Annotated in this window: 14 protein-coding genes; 3 read left to right on the top strand and 11 right to left on the bottom strand. The window is 51.9% G+C overall.

Annotation, left to right across the window (positions count from 1 at the left end; translation table 11 throughout):
• Positions 1 to 186: 186 nt before the first annotated feature.
• Positions 187 to 645, bottom strand: a complete 459-nt coding sequence (locus KEHDKFFH_RS16615) for an HNH endonuclease family protein (RefSeq protein ID WP_241956542.1) — start codon at positions 643 to 645, stop codon at positions 187 to 189.
• A gap of 249 nt (positions 646 to 894) precedes the next feature.
• Positions 895 to 1,860, bottom strand: a complete 966-nt coding sequence (locus KEHDKFFH_RS16610; protein WP_104322944.1) for a DNA-binding protein — start codon at positions 1,858 to 1,860, stop codon at positions 895 to 897.
• 1,138 nt (positions 1,861 to 2,998) lie between these two features.
• On the opposite strand from KEHDKFFH_RS16610, the gene KEHDKFFH_RS16605 reads away from it, so the two are divergent.
• The 3 genes from KEHDKFFH_RS16605 (at position 2,999) to KEHDKFFH_RS16595 (ending at position 8,409) form a co-directional block, all read left to right on the top strand.
• The gene (locus KEHDKFFH_RS16605) at positions 2,999 to 4,390 is read left to right on the top strand and encodes a replication initiation protein (protein ID WP_241956541.1); all 1,392 of its coding nucleotides are present in this window, start codon (positions 2,999 to 3,001) and stop codon (positions 4,388 to 4,390) included.
• 90 nt (positions 4,391 to 4,480) lie between these two features.
• The gene (locus KEHDKFFH_RS16600) at positions 4,481 to 4,765 is read left to right on the top strand and encodes a hypothetical protein (protein ID WP_104322943.1); all 285 of its coding nucleotides are present in this window, start codon (positions 4,481 to 4,483) and stop codon (positions 4,763 to 4,765) included.
• 182 nt (positions 4,766 to 4,947) lie between these two features.
• Positions 4,948 to 8,409 (top strand): class I SAM-dependent DNA methyltransferase, encoded by a 3,462-nt coding sequence (locus tag KEHDKFFH_RS16595; protein WP_104322942.1) that lies wholly within the window; start codon positions 4,948 to 4,950, stop codon positions 8,407 to 8,409.
• Between the two features lie 51 nt (positions 8,410 to 8,460).
• On the opposite strand, the gene KEHDKFFH_RS16590 is transcribed toward KEHDKFFH_RS16595, so the two are convergent.
• From KEHDKFFH_RS16590 to parS, 9 genes are all read right to left on the bottom strand, one after another.
• Positions 8,461 to 9,318, bottom strand: a complete 858-nt coding sequence (locus KEHDKFFH_RS16590) for a WYL domain-containing protein (protein ID WP_104322941.1) — start codon at positions 9,316 to 9,318, stop codon at positions 8,461 to 8,463.
• Entirely contained in the window at positions 9,308 to 10,171 is an 864-nt protein-coding gene (locus KEHDKFFH_RS16585) for a DUF7281 domain-containing protein (protein WP_104322940.1), read from the bottom strand. The genes KEHDKFFH_RS16590 and KEHDKFFH_RS16585 overlap by 11 nt, the downstream gene beginning before the upstream one ends.
• On the bottom strand, positions 10,168 to 11,475 hold the full coding sequence (locus KEHDKFFH_RS16580; RefSeq protein WP_104322939.1) for a hypothetical protein: 1,308 nt from the start codon (positions 11,473 to 11,475) through the stop codon (positions 10,168 to 10,170). The genes KEHDKFFH_RS16585 and KEHDKFFH_RS16580 overlap by 4 nt, the downstream gene beginning before the upstream one ends.
• Positions 11,472 to 12,134: a hypothetical protein gene (locus KEHDKFFH_RS16575; RefSeq protein WP_104322938.1), complete on the bottom strand. Its 663-nt coding sequence runs from the start codon at positions 12,132 to 12,134 to the stop codon at positions 11,472 to 11,474. Before KEHDKFFH_RS16575 ends, KEHDKFFH_RS16580 begins: the two co-directional genes overlap by 4 nt.
• Positions 12,134 to 15,823, bottom strand: a complete 3,690-nt coding sequence (locus KEHDKFFH_RS16570; protein WP_104322937.1) for an ATP-binding protein — start codon at positions 15,821 to 15,823, stop codon at positions 12,134 to 12,136. The genes KEHDKFFH_RS16575 and KEHDKFFH_RS16570 overlap by 1 nt, the downstream gene beginning before the upstream one ends.
• A gap of 457 nt (positions 15,824 to 16,280) precedes the next feature.
• On the bottom strand, positions 16,281 to 16,811 hold the full coding sequence (locus KEHDKFFH_RS16565; RefSeq protein WP_104322936.1) for a hypothetical protein: 531 nt from the start codon (positions 16,809 to 16,811) through the stop codon (positions 16,281 to 16,283).
• A 96-nt stretch (positions 16,812 to 16,907) separates the two neighbouring features.
• Entirely contained in the window at positions 16,908 to 17,711 is an 804-nt protein-coding gene (locus tag KEHDKFFH_RS16560) for a GIY-YIG nuclease family protein (protein WP_104322935.1), read from the bottom strand.
• A 268-nt stretch (positions 17,712 to 17,979) separates the two neighbouring features.
• Entirely contained in the window at positions 17,980 to 18,447 is a 468-nt protein-coding gene (locus KEHDKFFH_RS16555) for an RES family NAD+ phosphorylase (protein ID WP_104322934.1), read from the bottom strand.
• Positions 18,444 to 19,016, bottom strand: coding sequence for a type II RES/Xre toxin-antitoxin system antitoxin (gene parS / locus KEHDKFFH_RS16550; RefSeq protein ID WP_146084227.1), 573 nt, complete (start codon positions 19,014 to 19,016; stop codon positions 18,444 to 18,446). The genes KEHDKFFH_RS16555 and parS overlap by 4 nt, the downstream gene beginning before the upstream one ends.
• Positions 19,017 to 19,043: the final 27 nt, after the last annotated feature.

Raw genomic sequence — 19,043 nt, 5'->3', positions numbered from 1 at the left:
TATGAGTTACAAACATTGGAACGAAACGAGAACTTTATCCTGGCACGCTCCGTCTCTCATGTTCCTTCACGTTGGTTGCTCATTTATGCGATAACTCCGAATTGGCTCAATAGACATTTCGGCGCCGCCATTGACCAGAGGGCCGATGTTGACGCCTGGCTTGAGAGGAATGTCTAAGTCATCGTATTAGCTTCTGCAATTGGCGAGTATTTCTTTAATTCGCGTGTACTCATTAGGCCTTGGCTGCAATCGGTATTTAGCTACAATCCGCGCGAATCGGGCTGTATAACCGCATCTTCCCTCTGGGGGCAGCCACTGATCGGGCCCCTTGTCGGATTTGGAACGATTCAAACTCGATTCGACGATCAGCACATTCGATGGATCATTGGCAAATTGCTCGCGTTTTCGATCTGACCAACCCGCCGCTCCTCGCGGCCAACTCCACGAAAGTGGGACGATGTGGTCGGCATCCAGCTGGCGAGCATCCTGAATCACCTGGTTGGTGAACGGGCTGATCCAGCGCCCGAAAACGACAATGCATTCAGATCCATCCTTAAAACGAACCGGGGTTGTGGATCTCTCTGCGAGCAATTCGTGCCGTGTATTTTGACAATCCCCGTCATCATCTGCACCATCCATTTCCATAGTGAGCACGACTGTAGACTTGGGCGTTGATGTGCTCCTGAGTGGCGGTGGTTCCCTTCGGCAGTCGACCACCTGACTGCGTACACGATTGGAGATCGGTGAACCCGACGTAGTTTTTCACAGCGTCGTACCACGGGCTTTCCGGACCATGACAGATGCCTGAGCCGGACCTTTTGATTACATCGGCTGCCCCGATCAAGGGCAAAGCCGATAAAACTAAGATCAGTAACCATAGCGGCCGGCGCCCAATCACGAATTTCCTCCTTTTTTCCTTGAATCTGAGCTCCTTTCTTGGGCTTGAGAGTCCTTCCCTGGTGTTTCAGGTTCCCGGATCTCGGCCTTTAATTCGTCATTCCGTCGTTGGCTCGCTTCCAACTGGGTTTCAAGTTGCGTGACTTTTGTTTCAGCACTCTTCTGGGCGGAGCGAGCCTCATCACGCTCTTTCTTTCGCTCTTCCGATTGCGCCGTGATCGCCTTCTTTTCGGCCTCAAGCTCTCGCAACAATCCCTGCGCCTCTGACAACTTCTGGCTTAAGGTGGAGACTTCAGCGTCCCGGGTTTCCACAAGCGTTGCCCAGCCATCCCGCTGCTTCCGAAGGTCTGATTTGTCGCTCTCTAAGCTCTCATTGGATTTTTTGAGCCCTGCAACTTCGTCCTTCAGGTCGCTATTCTTCTCTTGTTCTTTGTTCAGTTTTTGTTCCGCGATGGCCAGGTCTTTCTCAAACTTTACCAGTTTGTTGCTGAGTTCCTTGCGGTCATCGTTGGTTGATTGAAGCTCCTTTCTGGTGGCTTCTAGTGATTCCTGAAGGCTCCGCAACTGCTCTTCCATCTCATCAAAGGCGGTTGTGGCATCGATCAGTTCCGCCTCTGCGCTTTGTTGTTGCTCTTTGGCCGATTTCATTACGTCAGCCACTCGCCGCTCAGCCGTCTTAACCGCACGGTTGTTCAGATTGAGCGCCAGCGTTCTGACTTGCTCCAGGAAGGTGCTGGTCATCTCTGACAAGGCTTCCTCAACCTCAACAGGCAGATCCTGCACCGGTTCGCTCTCAACAACTTCCTGACTCTGACGGTAATCCTCCCAGACCCTCACCAGTCTCGTCGGGTTGCCACCCCCAATTTCTTTTCTCAATGCAAAGCCTGTAACACGCCGACCGGCACTCAAAAGCCGCTTGGCCGCCTCGATGATCTGTTCGTCTTCAAATTCAGCAGGGCGCATAGACACCTCGGGACTGTGGAATATAGGGGGGAAGTATAGCGTCAAACTCAGAAGAAATAAAGCAATAAACAAACAAACAAATAAACTAATTAATAAATAAAATGGGCAGATCGTGATTGGTGGTTAACTCACGCTACCCAAGTGTCCAGGCATGGGAGAGGGGCGCAGAGACTGTCTTTGAAAGCCCTGGCAACGCGATCTGGCTGGCAATGACACGCAGATCGTTGGTAGACAAAGATCGGGGCTTTAGCGCTCAAAAGGCGGCTACAAATTCACATAAGGAGGGGGCTGAAGCGGCTGTCAAAGGAACTGATAGCTGTAGGCCGCATGTCGGTAGAGAGATTTCTTAGTTTGCAGTGTTGTGGAAGCCACACGAGGGGAGGGTAGCTGGCGATTTCATTCAGGTTGCCGATTGGGGTTAACCTCCTTTCCAGGAGCAACTGACAAAGGCCATGTTTGTATTATTTCTAATTTATGAAGTTATGTTTGTTTCATGAGAAAAAAATCACCAAAAAACATGGCCCTAGAAAGAAAAAGGCAACCAGAATGAAGACTCGGCATCTTGGAGACGGTCTGAGGCAACCCAAAGACGGGGAGTTTTCCGTTGCCTGACGCTTGGAGGCAACTCAATGACGGGGATCCACAACCAAATGATGTCAGGCCTGGAATCTCGCCGGCAGTGCGCCCCTGGAAGTCTCAGACTGCAAAAGGCAACTCAATGACGGCTTGGAGTGTAGGGCGCCTTCAGAGGCAACTTCAAAGAGCCTCATCCGGGGTGGCCAAATGACGGCGCCGGCGACTTTCGGAGGAGTATTCGGCAACCTGATGACGGTCTGGATTCATTAAAGCAACCTGATGACGGTGAAAATCCCCACCACCGGTCGATTTAAAGGCAACCAGATGATGGTCGAACGTACTGCTCCAGTGAATAAGTGCTCTAAAGGCAACCTGATGACGGTATCTGGAAGACTTCAGCCGTGAGCGGCAACTCAATGACGGTCAAATCACACGCTGGGGCAACCCAAAGACGGTGATTTCAGGCTTCACAATAAAAATTTCCTGAGTCATTCAACGCGGATAAGCACTTTGATGCCTTAAAAGGCAACCTGATGACGGTCAAAAGTGGAAAATAGGTGTGATGGACACCTGGGCACAGCTCAGGTCGCGCAAAAATCAGCCAGCTTTTGCTTCATCGGCTATTCAGAGCCTCATTTGGTTGCCTTCTAACCGTCATCAGGTTGCCTTTGACCCTCCTTTGGTTGCTTCTGGCCTTGAGCCCTTGAAGCTAAATCAGTTGGGTGATATTTGTTCAAGCCATCATTTTATCTATATGGGGTTCATCGTGGGTCAAGCAGCTGAAGCCAGTCACCAGCTGGATTTAATTCCGCTGAACGAGAACACCCCAAAACTTCGGGTTGCGAAGGCTAACGCCCTCGTTGAGGCGCAATTCGAGCTGACCAGCCAAGAGCACAAACTTCTTTTGGTTGCCATGGCCCAGATCCGCAAGGATCAGACCCAGTTCCATGAACAGGTTTTTCAGGTTCAGGACCTGGTTGAGCATCTGGAACTGAATCCGAAAAATGCTTACCGGGATCTTCGCCGGATTTCCAAAGGAATTATGAGTAAGCAAGTCACCATTCGGAACGACGATACCGGCGAGTGGCGCATGTACCAGTGGGTTTCCAAAGCCTACTGCGAGCGAGGGACATTCGGCATCAAGTTCAGCGAGGAGCTCAAACCCTTCCTTATTGGCCTGGTGGGTCGCTTCACTCTTTATGAACTTGGTCGAATTCTTAAGATGAAATCGAATTACGCGATTCGACTCTACGAGCTCTTCCAGCAATATCGCAAGTTCGGCAACCGCGTGGTTGGCCTCGATCCCAAATTGGCGGCACGTAACGGCTGGGACAATTTTTCCAAGCTGATGGGTTATAACCACGAGACATACGAGCGGTTCGCCAATCTCAATCAGAAGGTACTTCAACCGGCGATCGCCCAAATCGAGCAGTTCACTGAGTTCAAAAAGGTCTACGTAAAGAAAATCAAGCACGGCCGTAAAACGGTTGCCCTAGAGTTCGAGTGGAAGACCATCGACACTCTGGAAGATCTGCCTAATCACCCTCTTTATTCGGATCTGAGAGCACTTGGCGTTACCGACGCAACCTGCAGAGAAATCTTCTCTAAGTTCGATGAGGACCGGATTGTGAGGAACCTGGCCCTGGCCAAAGCTCACCATCGGTCTCAAACCTTGAGCAATCCTGCAGGGTGGTTCGTCACTGCAGTAAAAGAAAATTACGCGGATCCGGAATTGCCTCTGGACGCCATTGCTCAGGACCAGGATCCAAAGACCGAGTCTACAAAATCGAAGCCTGAGCATCCGCTGTTTCACGATTGCGCAACTCCAGCAGAATTCCGTAATTTGGTTGCCGCAGAAAAGGAGAGGGGAGAGAAGTTTTCCAGCTACTCTGAATTTTTGAACTACTCGGTTAATCAACAAGTCGAGAGATACCAGGGCTCCAGTACCGAGTGAACATCGGGCAATAAGGCCAGAGGGATGATTAGGGCCGACTTAATCAGCGCAGTTCCAGGGCCGTGCCGCGAAGACTAAGGATTGATAGAAATGACTGGCGAGTTCAACTGGAAAAAATTCCAGTTCATTACCGAAGTGCAAACGGCGCTGATTAACAATGCAATTAACCTCAGTCTGGAAAGTAGTGCGAAAGAGCGCCGACACATATTCTCTGCGACGGGCACGCTCATTAACATGGATGACGCCTTTTACGCTGCCGAGCGAATCCCACATAACATGACTGCTCATGAGGCTGCGAGCGAATTCGTTGGATTCATTTGCGAGAACTTACGCGAGCAAGGGGACACCGTACCCAGCTGGTTCGCTCGTGACTGACCGAAGTGGTTCATGACATTGGTGTGAACCGACCCATCTTGAAATTCAAATGTTTCTCATCAATGTTCCCGATTTCAAATTAAGTTTGACACGCTGGAGAGTGGGAATGACTCTAGCGCTTCGCGTAACCCTCCCCAGAAAGGGTAATATCTTCTGAACCTGTGTCTTAAGGAGTAGTAAGCTTGGATGCGATCGCAACCTCTTCCGCTGTAAGCAGTTTTCTCGAACGCTGGAAAGGCAACTCGGGGAGTGAACGCTCAAACTTCCAATCGTTCATGCGCGATCTTTGCACGCTCCTGGATCTTCCACTGCCAGACCCGGGGGAGGGGGACACCAGTCAGAACTCCTACGTTTTTGAGCGGTTTATCGCCTCTCCGCGAGTCGATGGCAACACTGAAAGCCGATACATCGATTTATACCGTCGAGACTGCTTCGTTTTGGAAGGGAAGCAGACGGGCAAACAACTAGCCTCTCGCAGCCACCAGAATGCCATCAACGCTGCGGTAGCCCAGGCGGAACGGTACATCAGGGGGCTGCCCTTCGAGGAAGTGGAGCACGGCCGTCCTCCATTCATCGTTATTGTCGACGTCGGAAATGCCATCTACACCTATTCGGAATTCACCCGGACAGGCGGAAACTATGTGCCATTTCCAGACCCCAGACATTTTGAGATCCGTCTGGATGACCTGCACAAGCCAGAGATCCAACATCGTCTTCGCCAGCTCTGGCTCGATCCCGACAAGCTTGACCCAAGCAAACACGCAGCCAAGGTCACTCGGGAGGTCAGTACCAAACTGGCAGAGTTGGCAAGATCCCTGGAGCGCAGCGGGTATGACGTTGAAAGGGTGGCCAGCTTCCTTAAACGATGTCTGTTCACGATGTTCGCAGAGGACGTGGAGCTGCTTCCGCGAGAATCGTTTCAGAGCTTGCTCGTAGACATTAAAGACCGGAATCCGGAGGCGTTCCCCCAGGCGGTCAAAGCCCTATGGGATACCATGAATGCCGGCGGTTACAGCGAGCGTTTGATGCAGACCGTAAAACGCTTTAACGGTGGTTTGTTCAAGAACATAGATCCCATTCCGCTGAACGCCAGCCAGATCCAGCTACTCATCGACGCATCGAAAGCCGATTGGCGCTTTGTTGAACCAGCCATTTTTGGGACGCTCCTTGAACGAGCCCTGGATCCCCGAGAACGCCACAAGCTGGGCGCTCATTACACACCGCGAGCTTATGTTGAGCGTCTGGTAATGCCGACCCTGATTGAGCCGCTTCGCGAGCAGTGGGGTGACATTCGAGGAGCTGCGGAAACACTATTGCGTCAGGGGAAAGACGCTAAGGCGCTTCAGGAAGTACAGGCCTTCCATTATCAGCTTTGCCAAACTCATGTGCTAGACCCTGCCTGTGGCAGCGCCAACTTTCTCTATGTTGCCCTGGAGCACATGAAAAGACTCGAAGGTGAGGTTCTGGGCTTCATTTCCGAGCTCACACGAGGGCAGGGTGTTCTGGAGAGCGAGGGGCTGACCGTCGATCCCCACCAATTCCTTGGGTTGGAGCTAAATCCGAGGGCGGCGCAGATTGCTGAGCTTGTGTTGTGGATTGGCTATCTGCAATGGCATTACCGGCTTAACGACCGCCTTGATCTACCTGAGCCGATTCTGAAGGACTTCAAAAACATTGAGTGTCGGGATGCTCTGATCGAATACGACAGCCGGGAACCAGAGCTGGATGAAACTGGACAACCAGTGACCATCTGGGATGGCATCAGTATGAAGGTGAGCCCAACAACCGGTGAACTGATCCCCGACGAAACCGGCCGGGTTAACGTTTATCGGTACCACAACCCCCACCAGGCAGAATGGCCAAAGGCTGACTACATAATTGGTAACCCGCCGTTCATTGGTGAGAAAAGGATGCGGGATTCACTAGGTGATGGGTATGTGACTGCTGTGAGAAATGTCTATAGCGAGCTCCCGGCTTGTGACTTCGTTATGTACTGGTGGCACAAGGCTGCAGAGCTAGTTGCTAATGGGGATATTAAGCAATTTGGGTTCATTACAACTAACAGCATTGGCCAAACTAAAAATCGTGGGGTAACCGCGCCACACCTCGAAAATAATACACATATTCGCTTGGCCATTCCTGACCACCCTTGGGTGGACGGCAACGACGGAGCCGCTGTGCGCATTTCGATGACAGTTTTGGCCTCTGGTGAGGGTAGCGGAGTACGATTAAAGGTTACAGCCGAAACTGCTTCAGCGGGAAGTGACGCTCGTCATGTGCAGTTTTCTTCAGCATCAGGAAGAATATTCCCCGACCTTGGCGTGGGCGCCGCTCTGGTGGAAGCTAAGGGGCTGACCGCTAACTCGGGCATGGTGTTTCAAGGGGTCAAGCTTGTGGGAGATGGTTTCCTAGTCTCACCGGAGCAGCGTGAGGAATGGCTTAACTCTTTTCCCGAAAGCCAGCGTTTTCTTCCTCAGCTAGTGGCGGGTAGTGATTTGACGAAACGGCGATCACCGCGATATTGCATAGATTTTTTTGGACTGGATTCTGACTCAGCTCGGAAAAATTTCCCACAAGGGTTCCAGAAGATTCTCTCGGATGTTCGGCCATTTCGTAGCCAGAGTAAGGACAAATTCTTTAAAGAAAATTGGTGGCTGTTTGGTCGCGGTAGAGGTGATATGCGACATGCGATTTCCTCATTAAAACGATACATCGCTACCAGCGAAGTTTCTAAACACCGTATATTTGTTTTTCTAGATGCTGGAGACTCTATAGCTGACGGCTCCTTAGCAGTTGTTGCGCTGGAAGATGCAATGACACTCGGAGTATTGTCGAGTCGCCTGCATGTTTGTTGGGCATTAGCGCAGGGAGGGCTTCTTGAGAGCCGGCCCAGATGGCAGAACGGTCCATGCTTTCTAAACTTTCCTTTTCCTAACGCTACAACCGATTTGCTCGCGAGGATTAATGACTTAGCCAATCGCATTGACGCTCACCGCAAAGCTCAACAGGCGATTTATCCCGGCCTCACACTCACCAACATGTATAACGTTCTCGAATTGGTAAACGCTGGCAAATCGATACACAACAAACCAAGAGAAAAAGAAATATATGAAAATGGGTTGATTGAGCTTGTCAAAGAACTCCACGACGACCTGGACCGCGCTGTATTTGAAGCCTACGGTTGGTCAGACTTAGCCGATAAGTTAGTAGGATGCCCAGGTGCTACAACTCCACTTACTGACAAGAGGTCTGACCAAGCGGAAGCTGAGGAAGAATTACTGATTAGGTTGGTCGACCTCAACAAGCAGCGAGCCGAGGAAGAGTCACGAGGCGTCGTTCGCTGGCTGCGTCCTGAGTATCAGGCTCCAGATGCTATCCAGACGGAAGTAGATATAGCTCCGAAGGCAGCCGCCTCGAAAATGGAAGCCGTCACTAGCAAGAGCAAAGCGGCGTTCCCGAAAGCCATTCCCGACCAACTTAGAGTGCTCCGGGAGGCTTTAGCAGAGCGCTCTCACACCACTGAAAGCCTGGCCGAGCTGTTCAAACGGAAACCCATAAAGTCAGTTGAGGAGGGCCTGCAATCGCTAGTGGCGGTGGGTGTTGCTGAGTATGAGGCGTCGACTGGCACATGGCACACCGTATAAAGCAGCACCCTGAGTTATAGGTGAAAGCTGAAGTCAGACCATGCGTATTAACTAAAACAACACACTCGCAACAATATCAAGGTTGGAACACACTAGGGGCCGTTGCCGTGGGTTTTCTGGAATGTCTCCATTGGGGGAGACGTGATAGCTCATCAGAACGTACTGCGCCATAGCGCGACGCGATCTGACGGTCAAGCAACCCCGGTCCATACTGTAATCTGCGCGAACGAGCTGTTGTTCTTGTTCACTAAGCTCCGGGTTCGGTATCAGGAGTAAATCAACCTGTTGATGCCAGTCGTGATCAGCTTCTCCCATGATTGCTTCGCCGGCTTTACCCACCAAAGCAATCGACTCGAACCTTCCCAGATGGAAATCTCGGTAGCTCTGAGTTTCTTCATCAAAGGCCCGGCAATGCCATCTCAGGCCAGAATAGGCGAGGGCATGCGGGTGTACCTTTCGGTCCCGGCCGCTCGGATGGTTCCATGAACGGTACCGGACCGCGATGACCTGGCATTCCTTGATCGCCTGAACGATTGTCCGGAAAACTTTGGGTTCCGGCTCAATGTGGGGCCGTGGACCGCAATCGAGCCAGTTTCCTCCGTTAAAAGATCCACTGTGCTCAGCAGGGAACCGCCGGGCGAAGTCGATATACTCACTGATGATGCCCCGAGTGCACTTCGGCGTAAACGTAGTAGTCGGTTTGAAGATCTTTCCGACCGAGTCGTACCACATTTGTCCCGGATAGGTTTCCCGGTAATCCTGAATGTATCGGGTGACATTTTCACGCCGGACGTTGAACAAGCGCCCGAGCCGCGAGGCGTTGCATCCCCCTTCCCAGTTCAGAAGTACTTCCATTGCCCGGTACCGGTCCTGTCTTGAAAACTCCCGGAAATCGCTTTTATTTGCCATGCGCTGTCCCCGGGGAGATAGGAAACCACTGGTGAGCTATACCTAGAGCCAGCATCCGCTCCTGCGTAAACCCTCTTTTGCGAGCTCCGAGGTAATCGCAATGAAATGAAAGTTGGCCTGGCACCCCCATCCGGCGCAATTGTTCCCATTGAATGTGCTGATTGGTGAAATCGGTTTGACTACCATTTACATTTTCCAAATCCGATACACGGGGAAGGATAATGGTCTGGGCACCAGACCCGATCGCGATGACAAGTCCAGCAGGGTCATAATCCATATAGGCTGCCAGGGGGATGTCCATCTCCTCAGACATACGTTTTGCCCATGTCTGGCCCATAGGCCGTGTCGGATCGCCTCTATACACGGCAAGAACGCTTTGGCCCTGGAAATTGAGCAATAACCGGTACAGGGAGTTAAAGGCAGGCAGGTTCTCCACAACCAGCAGGTGGTCGCACTCGATGGTGCGGACGAATTCGGTCACCAGTGAAACATGAGAACCCTCTAGCTCGGGGAGGGTGGTACTGTTTACCCTCACAGTGGGCCCAATGGCACTGACTAGGACCCGCTCCCGATTATCGGTAGACGCGGACAGCTTCTCATCGGTAGCGACCTCGGCCGTCTCCAACCGGTCACCTTCAAAAGCGGACCATGGAGTGGTCCAATCAATCGACTGGTGAGAGAGCCAGCCTTTCAAGTCCAGCTTTTGCTGCCGGGAAATCGAATAAGCCTTACCGTTAACGAAACCCAGGCCTCGAGCCGCGAGGCTTTCCAGTGTCTTGTTTCGCGTGAATGTCGTTTCCGGGGATTGAGCAACCTTCAGCGCCTGTTTGATTTCACGGCGTGTCGGTTTCATGAGAAAACCTCAGGGCTTGGAGTTTCGTGCACCTTCTTTTTCACATCTTCAAGGGAAATGCCGACCGGGTACACATACAGGTCAACTAGATCACAAGAACCAGCCAGTGGGTGAGCGGAGGTCGCATGGGTGTAGAGGCCTACAAAATGAGAGGTATCCTGGCCGCCGGGCAATACCGGATCGCCATCCATATACAGTGCAATTGCGTAAAGCCATTCACTTTCGTCCAGATTGGCAATCTCGTTGTCTCGCCCTTCAGAGTTCCAGAATTCAAGTGCGGAAATAGGCGCGTTGTTCTCAATGCACTGTGCCAGCATCCGTTTAACCATCTTGTCGAGCGGGGACACTTCGGCAACATGCTCTGCCTGAGTTTTCTCGCGCAGCGTGGAATCTTCTCGCGTCACCTTCGGGGCTTCGTACTTAAGTGTCTCGCTGAGCCGTCCAACCAGCTCAGTGCAGGCTTCCTCTACCCCGACATCGTTGAGGTTGGGTATGGCGACCGCCGGCAAGGGATTGATGGTCCTGAAATACGGGTGCTTATCCAGCGCATCCTGTGTCCTCAAGGCTTCGAATCCCGGATTGTGCCGCATATGATCGGCAACCGCTCGGATCTTCCGAGCTCGTGCCTCAAGCTCTCGCACCTTGAACAGGTTGTCCCGGATGGTGTTCTGAGTCCGCCGTATCCGATCCACCACTTCCATACACCGGATATCGAGGTTAGCGATAAACCCACTTATCTCCGGATCCAGCGAGAACGGCTCGTCATTGAGGCTTGAACGCATCTGGTTGTAGCTTTCCACCAGGTTCGCAAGCTGCCGGCTGTAAAGTTCATTTTCACGGCGCCGAATATCCGGATTGCTCCGAATCCCGTAACTGCTGGTGACCCGGTTGAAGATAGTCGTACTGCTGTCATCCAGAATGTCGTAAATGGACAACAGGTGCTGTTCTACCTCGTCCCGAGCAGCCAGCATTTCATCGAACATGCCCTGATACTTCACATCCTGGAGCTGACGCATAGCCAGTTCCGCTGCCTGCAGTTCTGAATTGAGGTCAGTATTGATGGCCGCTATCCGATCTTTGCGTAGCGCCGCATCAAACACCTTCTGCAGTTTCTGATTCAGCCGTATGCCCGAGGACCCTTCCTTGCGCAGCAGGTGAGTTTTCATCAGGGGTTCTATCTGACTTAACGCTTTGTCGTCCAGATCCACGCCAGAGCGCTCATACGCATCTACAACCAGTTCCCGGGCATTGTAAAGCTGCTGAATAAGATCGAGCAGAGGATGATGGCCGTTCGGTCCCCTCATGCTAGTTGCCCTTGCCGACCACTTGCAGTGTCCACCTCCGGCTCAGGGAGGTGTTCGTTATCCTGGATGAAAATGATCAGGTCCTGAACCAGTTCAATTCGGGAGGTTACCTGATAGATCGAGTGTTTGGCGTTGGCCTCGACCAGCAAACCTTCTTTGATCAGTTGTGAGAACAGGCCTTCCAGCTGTTCCTTGTAAGCCGTGTACTTCCTGGAAGAGGGCAGGTTGCTCAGTTGGGTTTGCAGACTCGGGCTTTGGCTGACCTGGCTGAGCAGATCGTGAAAGCGTAGCTCTTCTCCTGGCAGCAGGGAGGACTCCGGATGCAGCGCGTTCATCAGCATTTCCAGCGTCTGAACGTAGAAGCGCAGGTTCTTCATCAATTTGGTGAAAGTCTCGCGGGCCACAGCTTTCACGGTGTTGTCGAAGCCTTGGTATACCAGATACCGACCGTTTCCGGAGCTAGTTTCAGCCAGTTCCATTCCCAGTTCGCTGCTCCATCGGTTAACCCGGTTCTGAATGTCCTCGCGCTCTATCAACCTCGCCAGCGAAGGCGCTGACCACTGGCAGACAACGTTCCCGGCCAGAAGGCGGGTAAGCAGGGTGCGATAGGTTTCCGAGTTGGCAACGCTCTCGTTGGCTGGGGTGACTTGATCGACCATCAGACTTCTCCCTGGCTGATATCTTTGAACGGGTTGTTCGCTGCGGTGGTGCCGGGCTTGGGCATGCGCCAGCGGACAAAGCGTTTGCCACCATCACAACGCTCCATCCGGTAAACCTGGTTGAACATACCCAGCTGACGATCGCCCATGTCCGGACACGCGGTTATCAGACTGATGTGGTGTTCAGCAAGTAGTGCCAGCAGAGTCCGTTTATTGTCATTGTCGAAGGCACTCAGCTCATCCAGGGACCAAGTAAGGTGAACAGGCTGGCCCTTGCGCAGCATGTTGACGAAGCCAAGGAAGAGCACAATCATGACGATGTACGAGAGCCCATTGGAAGACAGGCCTTCATCTCCAGAAAGATCTTTCGAGCTAGAACCGGTCTTTGGTTTGCCATTTTCGATGATGAAGAATCGGAACCGGATCAATCGCCAAAGCTCTTTAACGGTCACGTTCGCCCGAGACTCTTCAAAGGTGTCCAGGTAGTTCCGCAGACTCAGAATCAGGTCTTCATCCGGCAGGCTGTTCAGGGTAGTGTTTTCTCGCCAGGTTCGAACGCTATCGGCCAGAGATTTAATGTCCTTCCAGTAGTCCAGTTCCTCAAGCTCAAAGGTAACTGTTGGCTCCACCCGCTCAATCGCTTTGAAGTTCAGGTTTTGCTCTATGCTGCTCGAAAGCTCCTTGTTGAAGCGTTTGATGCGTTTATCGAAGCCCTCCATGGCGCGACGGTAGATATCGATCTGGTCTAGATTACTGAATCCAGAGGCCAGCGTGTCCCGCACCAGGTCATGCTTCCCGCCCCGAAAGTATTCAAGAATCGCCCGGGCCCGGATAATGACCTGGGCCGCTGTGCCGTCCCAATCCAGCTCGGCCTCCTGCCAATACTGGGTGCTTGGCGTCCCGGTGAACCGCTCAAAGATAGTCGCGAACCGGGTACCCACCTTCTTGAGCTCGTTGATTTTGCTGCTTTCCCGCTGGAGCAGCATCTGGTACTCATGGGTTAGACTGTTGGCGTCCATTTCCCGAAACAGAGCAAGACTTTCATTGTGCTCTGAAACGTGCAGTTCCCGGTCTTCGGCCGTTTGCAGAATGCTAACCTGCAGGGTTGTCATATCGGTGTTGGCCTGGGTCTTGGCCTTGTTATTCTTCTCTATGCGCCCCTCAAGCTCCTTGCGCCGTGCGTTCCAGTTGCTGACCGCCTCGGCCCGCTCATCCCGGAGAAAACTCAGCTTCTTGTCCAGGGAGGAAACATCTTCTTTCAGGCCCGACAGTAGCGCGTATTCTTCCTCCATGAATCGCTTGTAGCTTTTCACGTGGATTTCTTTGGCGCGTATCGTTTCGATCTCTTCGGCCAGTTGCTTTACCGAACGGCTTAGCCTTTCCATCTCTTCCGGGTCGATGTCATGTCCAGCAAGGGCCTGATCCAATTGCTCCTGAAGGCGCTTAACGTCGGCATCCCGGGTATCTCTGGTCTGGGTCTTACTGGCCTCAATTGCCGCCAGGGCGTCTTTATAAGCCGTATCGAAAGCCTCAATCTCTTCTTCGTGACGGGCCTCCAGTTGTTCGGCTTCCGAATCCTGAGAACTTTCAAGCGCCTCCATCCGCTTGTCCAGCTGACCCTTTTCAGCGAAAAGCTTGCTCAGCTCACGCTCGGTTTCGGCCTTATTATTCAGCTCGGATTGCGCTTTCTTCTGCCGGATAGTCGACAACGTGTCCTTTGCGCTCTCGAGTTCGGTATGGGCACGTTGAAAGGCGGCTTTCTTTTTGCTCAGATGTTCCTTGGCGTCGTTCCGATCGTTATTGGCCCGTGCCAGGGCCTTCTCGGCAGCCGCTTCCTCAGATTCGGCCTTGCCTAAATCCTCGGCAGCTTCTTCCATCTGGGAGCGTAGGGCAGCCGGAGTGAGTTCCTGCTCAGGGAGCCTCGAAAAATCAATGGACACACCACACAGGCCCTGACTGTCCGGGTAGTCCCGGTCAAGAGAAGGTGACAGGTTCTCATTGCGCAAAATTTCTGGCTCAAGAACGCGGCCCAAGGTGTTCTGCCATCCGGGCTTGTTTTCATTGAGGAAGTAGATCAGCGAAGATTCTTTGCCGTTGACAAGACTCAGGGCATTGGCATGTGCTTCTTCAAGCTTTTCGCAACACTCCCGGGCGTCGGTGAACCGTTGGTCCGCTGCCCGGTAATAATTGTCCGCTGTCTCGAATCGCTGACTCGCATTTAAGTTGTCGGTCTGAGCCGTGTCGAATGCTTCCTGAGCCTTGTCTCTGGCCGACTCGGCAATCGTGAACTGACGAACCAGTTCCTCTGACGCCTGTGGGTTATCTCGGCGCTCCTCAAGTCGACTGATCTTGCTGGTCAGGTCAGACAGACTTCCCTGCAGGGTGCTGGCTGACTGCTGCTGTTTCTTCGCCTGTTCGCGGATTTCACGGCTCTGGCGATCCGAAATGACTTTGCGCTCGCTCTGCTGCTGACCAGTCAGTTCCTTGTAGCGGCCTTCCAGTCGGTCGAGTTCCTGCTGGGCGCGCTCACGGGTAGTACTGATTTCCGCCTCAATAGGTCGGCGTATCTCTTCCGACTTATCAGCGAGGATCTTCAGTTGGTTGGCGTAACTCTCATGACGGCCGACCAGTTCCCAGATACCGGCCAGCTTTTGCTCCCATTTGGGTAGTTCCTGTTCATCATAGGAGGTCTTGCTGCGCTGGATGTTGTCGATTCGCGTGGCTATGGGGCCGCGTTGCTCTTCATGGGCTTTCTTCTGCTTATCAAGCTCCTCGAGGGCCTTGGAGTGCGCCTTGTCTTCATCAGATATTTTCTGGCCAATCTCCTGGTTCTCTTCGTCGTAGGCGCGAACCTGGAGCTCCAGCGCCGTCTGACGATCACGGGAGGCCACCACCACGGCGGATAGTTTTGTGTTCGTGAGGGTGTAATCATCAAGCAAAATGCTTAGTTGGTCGCTTTCCGGGCGAGCCTTCTCCAGTGCCTGATAAGCGTCGTACTGGGTGAGAGTAGCAGTCAGGTGATCACGGTGGACTGAAAAATTCTCCAGAATCTGCCGGGCATCATCATCCAGCTTGTCCATGGCATACTCTTGAATAACCTTGGACAGATCCGCGAACTGAACCGAACGTTTGAACATGCCGGTAAACAGGGGCGTCAGCTTGGACATCCGGCCATTCCTGGGGCAAAGACTGAAGTGATACGCCTTTGATACCGTCCCATCGAGCAGGATTTGCCGATACTGCTGCGTCGTATCCACACTCATGTGACCAATGCCTTCGGCATTCAGGCGAGACAGCAAGGTGTGGGCAGGGTAGATCTCTTCATTTGCGACATCTATGAAAAGGTCTTCCCGGTATGGGGAGTCAATAAAGACGTGCCGGTGCCTGGCCTCGTTTCGCCGGTTACAGAATACCGCCATCTTGGGCTGCCCATGACTCAGATACTCAAACACCAGATAGGATCCGTTCCGCTTCAGGTAGAAAGAGTTGAAACTCTCATTCCCGTTGGCGCTCTCAACCGTAAGGCGCCGGGGACTCTCCCCGTAAAAGATCGGAATCAGTTTCAAGAAGCTGGTTTTACCAATGCCGTTAGCACCACTGATGTTGGTGTGACCAGAAACATCAAGCTCTGAGGCTCTGCCTTCAACATAGCTGTCAATAAGGACGATTTTCCTTAGTCCGAACTCCATCACGCTGCCCCAATGTTTTCGTTTAAAGTTAAAGAGCTCTGATCACAAACTCCACCTCACTATATACATGTGACGAAACGTCTCATATGTGTTTTTTTATACAGTGTTAAGAAGTCTATTGGCGGATTATGCATAGCTTCCTATATATTAGGTTACTACGCATAATAAACATTATGTTAAAGCACATGCAGTGTACCGAAAGGTTCAGGAGGTTTTGGGTCGGCCTGTAGCCCAGTGGCTGTGAGGTTTCCTGTAGATACCACCGAGACACGTCTACTGGTCTTACGCGCAGTCCATAAATTAATTCAGGGCACTTGGAACAACGCGCAAATTTGATCTTTAGAGTGCAGTCCGGCCGAGAGCGAACATTCAGATTTGGGGATAACGCTTGCTGCATAAGCGCATATGGAATGGAGCCGAAGGCGCAGTGTAATTGGCATCGCCGTGCCTGCAGTGGTTATGCGGGGCCATCGGCAGCCTGATAATCCGGAAGAATTTTCCAGTTATCCTCAAACTCAACAACGTCCTTAATGTTGAGAATTGCCTGCGGTGATGAGCCACCTCCAGGACGGCGATGGTCGTGCTTCTCCATAAAAGCCGAGTACCTCGCAACGATCTTCTTCTGGATATCTCGCTCTGTACAGATAAAAAATCTTGCTCCGCTTGTTCCCGAGTTGCTCAACCGCACCAAAACCCAAACCAAGCTCGGGTGCTTAAGCGGTTTCAATATACCCATTGTTTGACGGTTATCTTCATCGATACTGTGGTTACACCATTTATCGATTGAGGACTGGACTAATGCACCCTTGGTACTAGCTTTCACCTGAACAGGAAACGATTTGAGGGATTCGGAGTGCACAGCCGTGACATCAAATCCCGGTACGTTTCCAGAGTAAGGGGAAGCGTAGTAACCCAGAGTACCCAGTACTGCCGACACCAGATGCTCCCCGACCTGCCCTGTTAATTTATTCGATACCCCTGATGCCATACTCTCAACTTGTTCCTAGCGCATAACGCCCGGCACACGGGCTGTGTTTGAAGCCGCGAGGCGGCGGAAAGTTAGTTAGCATTGCGCAATCGATTGTCATGACAAAAGTTCCGTGAAATCAACGGCAAACTCCTGTTCCAAAAACTTTACAGTTTCTGGCTGGCCATCTAACGAAGCTCGAATGAGCTGCGAGGTAAACAACCCACTCTTTGATTTCCATTTTGCCTCGTTTCGCGGAACAGTCCGGATCCAGTCTACGAGTGCGACATACTCCGACTTCTCGAGATCGTTCGAGTTTTCTGCAATATTCGGGCATACCAGATCTTTCTGCAAAAGTGGGACACCACCTACCAGAACGTCACGCGCCGGCCGAGCGCTTTGAGTAATCTGGCCAACCCCTACAAAACCGTGACGCTTAAGGTATGCTGCGACAAAATCCCCTGTCTGCAAGCCTAGCATTGCATCCCGGAATCTTGGTGCCTGGCCTGCGGAGATAAACCCATGGGTTACGTAGTCATCCCAGTTGCGATGCACGCCTTCCCCTACGTTGTAGTAATACAGCCCATTTTGAAAATCGAACCCCGAAAGATATTTGTGCAGAGAGTCGTGGGGACGAAAATTGTCTGCATAATGGCCAGAGGAAATATTCGTAAGCTGCTTACCCAACTTCCAGAGTAAGGTCTTCTCAACAAGCAGCGCATCGTGTTCAGATAGATTGCGAGCAATAACCCTTATGATTGGCTCCAATCCTTCTTTCTTGATGGCCTTTATCCGCCGGGATTTTTCGCTATCTGAGTCGTCATTGAGGTGAGCATGTTTCCGGGAGCCTTTACCTTTCCCATAGTAAAACTCCTCGAAATTCCTGGGATCAATGTACACGTAGACGTAATAGTTACTCATAGCACCTTAGGGCATAACAGCGATTGGACAACGCGCTTTACCATCACAGAAATTTGACCGTATATTACTGACTTTGAACCATCGATCACATTGCACATAAATCAACAAAACAATGACTTAGCCGGGTACTGAACTCTACTACCATGTATTCATTCAGCCTATGCAATTTGCGCTCTAATCATACTGCATGCGATGGCTCGAAATCTTTGAAGAAAAGGCCTGACTCGAACGTTCCCTTATGTTCTTTAGGTGATACGCAGTCAACTCTTCAGGAATCAGAGCGCAGTCGATCATCAAATTGGAATGTTACCTCAACTGCCTCTTCGATAACCGCTTCGGCGCCAGGGTGTTCTGGATTAAGAACGAGATTATATTCTTGTGGCACAACACACGAACGAACCGCCAATGCAAGCGCTTCACCGCTGATAAGAAAATCAGTTCCGATCTCTTGAGTATCTGCTGAGACTCTTGTCGCGTTCCAATCTTTTGGGTAAGCGTCATCGGCCAGGACCATAAGTTGGCTGTCTGGGACTTCAATTTGAAACAATAGATAATTCTGAAGACTATCCTCTTCACCCAGGTTAACCAGGACTTCTAGTTGAGCAAGGGCAATGCTCTCCGACAGATATACCGCAGAGTGATTGGGCAGATTCCAACGCCCCCCATATTGGCGCGCACCAAACCCGGAAAACGCGGTATCCTTGTGTTTTCGTTTTGTAATACGGTACGCCTTCATGCGTACACGCCGTGCTCAAGCTGACCAATCAGATCCCGTACCATACGAATACCAGCCTCGGTATCCAGAAGATCTATTGGGCACTGGTGCTCAAGGGCTCGCACCGGACGCTTCAGCCAACGTCGTGCCTTATCCCTATCACCTTCGAACAGTTCCACGGCGTCACGCATCACCAGGTGCAAAGTCGCTACTCGATCCAGTTCTGCTTTGTTCACGGTTCCATCTTCACGTCTGCGCACCAAGGTGCGCGGGGAAATATCCAACAATGTGCACAAAACAGTGTCGTCGATGTCGTAAAGGGCCTTCAGGGCATCCAGTTCCTTAGCCTTGCCCCCGCGTCGGATTTTTTTTACGCCCTGAACGCCCGAAAATACGTACTTTCCGGTGATAGTTGAGCGATGGGCTTTCACAGCACCACGCCCCCCATAAACACCGCTAACATTCGCCTTCCCAGGCCCAAAATGCCCTTTAGGGCTCTGTTTTTTCTCAGTAATCGCTGACATATGAACCTCCCGCCATTTGGCAAAAATAGAATACCACAATGGCGCCGTCATTTCTTTAAAATCCACTCTACCCTTTAAAAGCCAACAGCAAAG

Source organism: Marinobacter maroccanus, assembly GCF_002933275.1.
GTDB classification, from domain to species: Bacteria; Pseudomonadota; Gammaproteobacteria; order Pseudomonadales; family Oleiphilaceae; genus Marinobacter; species Marinobacter maroccanus.
Note: the sequence above shows the minus strand (reverse complement) of the source record. Positions and strands in the feature narration are given on the sequence as shown.

Excerpts from the sequence above, each read along its gene's own strand:
- KEHDKFFH_RS16615 (WP_241956542.1), bottom strand. The coding sequence starts at position 645 with ATGGAAATGGATGGTGCAGATGATGACGGGGATTGTCAAAATACACGG.
- KEHDKFFH_RS16610 (WP_104322944.1), bottom strand. The coding sequence starts at position 1,860 with ATGCGCCCTGCTGAATTTGAAGACGAACAGATCATCGAGGCGGCCAAG.
- KEHDKFFH_RS16605 (WP_241956541.1), top strand. The coding sequence starts at position 2,999 with ATGGACACCTGGGCACAGCTCAGGTCGCGCAAAAATCAGCCAGCTTTT.
- KEHDKFFH_RS16600 (WP_104322943.1), top strand. The coding sequence starts at position 4,481 with ATGACTGGCGAGTTCAACTGGAAAAAATTCCAGTTCATTACCGAAGTG.
- KEHDKFFH_RS16590 (WP_104322941.1), bottom strand. The coding sequence starts at position 9,318 with ATGGCAAATAAAAGCGATTTCCGGGAGTTTTCAAGACAGGACCGGTAC.
- KEHDKFFH_RS16585 (WP_104322940.1), bottom strand. The coding sequence starts at position 10,171 with ATGAAACCGACACGCCGTGAAATCAAACAGGCGCTGAAGGTTGCTCAA.
- KEHDKFFH_RS16580 (WP_104322939.1), bottom strand. The coding sequence starts at position 11,475 with ATGAGGGGACCGAACGGCCATCATCCTCTGCTCGATCTTATTCAGCAG.
- KEHDKFFH_RS16575 (WP_104322938.1), bottom strand. The coding sequence starts at position 12,134 with ATGGTCGATCAAGTCACCCCAGCCAACGAGAGCGTTGCCAACTCGGAA.
- KEHDKFFH_RS16570 (WP_104322937.1), bottom strand. The coding sequence starts at position 15,823 with ATGGAGTTCGGACTAAGGAAAATCGTCCTTATTGACAGCTATGTTGAA.
- KEHDKFFH_RS16565 (WP_104322936.1), bottom strand. The coding sequence starts at position 16,811 with ATGGCATCAGGGGTATCGAATAAATTAACAGGGCAGGTCGGGGAGCAT.
- KEHDKFFH_RS16560 (WP_104322935.1), bottom strand. The coding sequence starts at position 17,711 with ATGAGTAACTATTACGTCTACGTGTACATTGATCCCAGGAATTTCGAG.
- KEHDKFFH_RS16555 (WP_104322934.1), bottom strand. The coding sequence starts at position 18,447 with ATGAAGGCGTACCGTATTACAAAACGAAAACACAAGGATACCGCGTTT.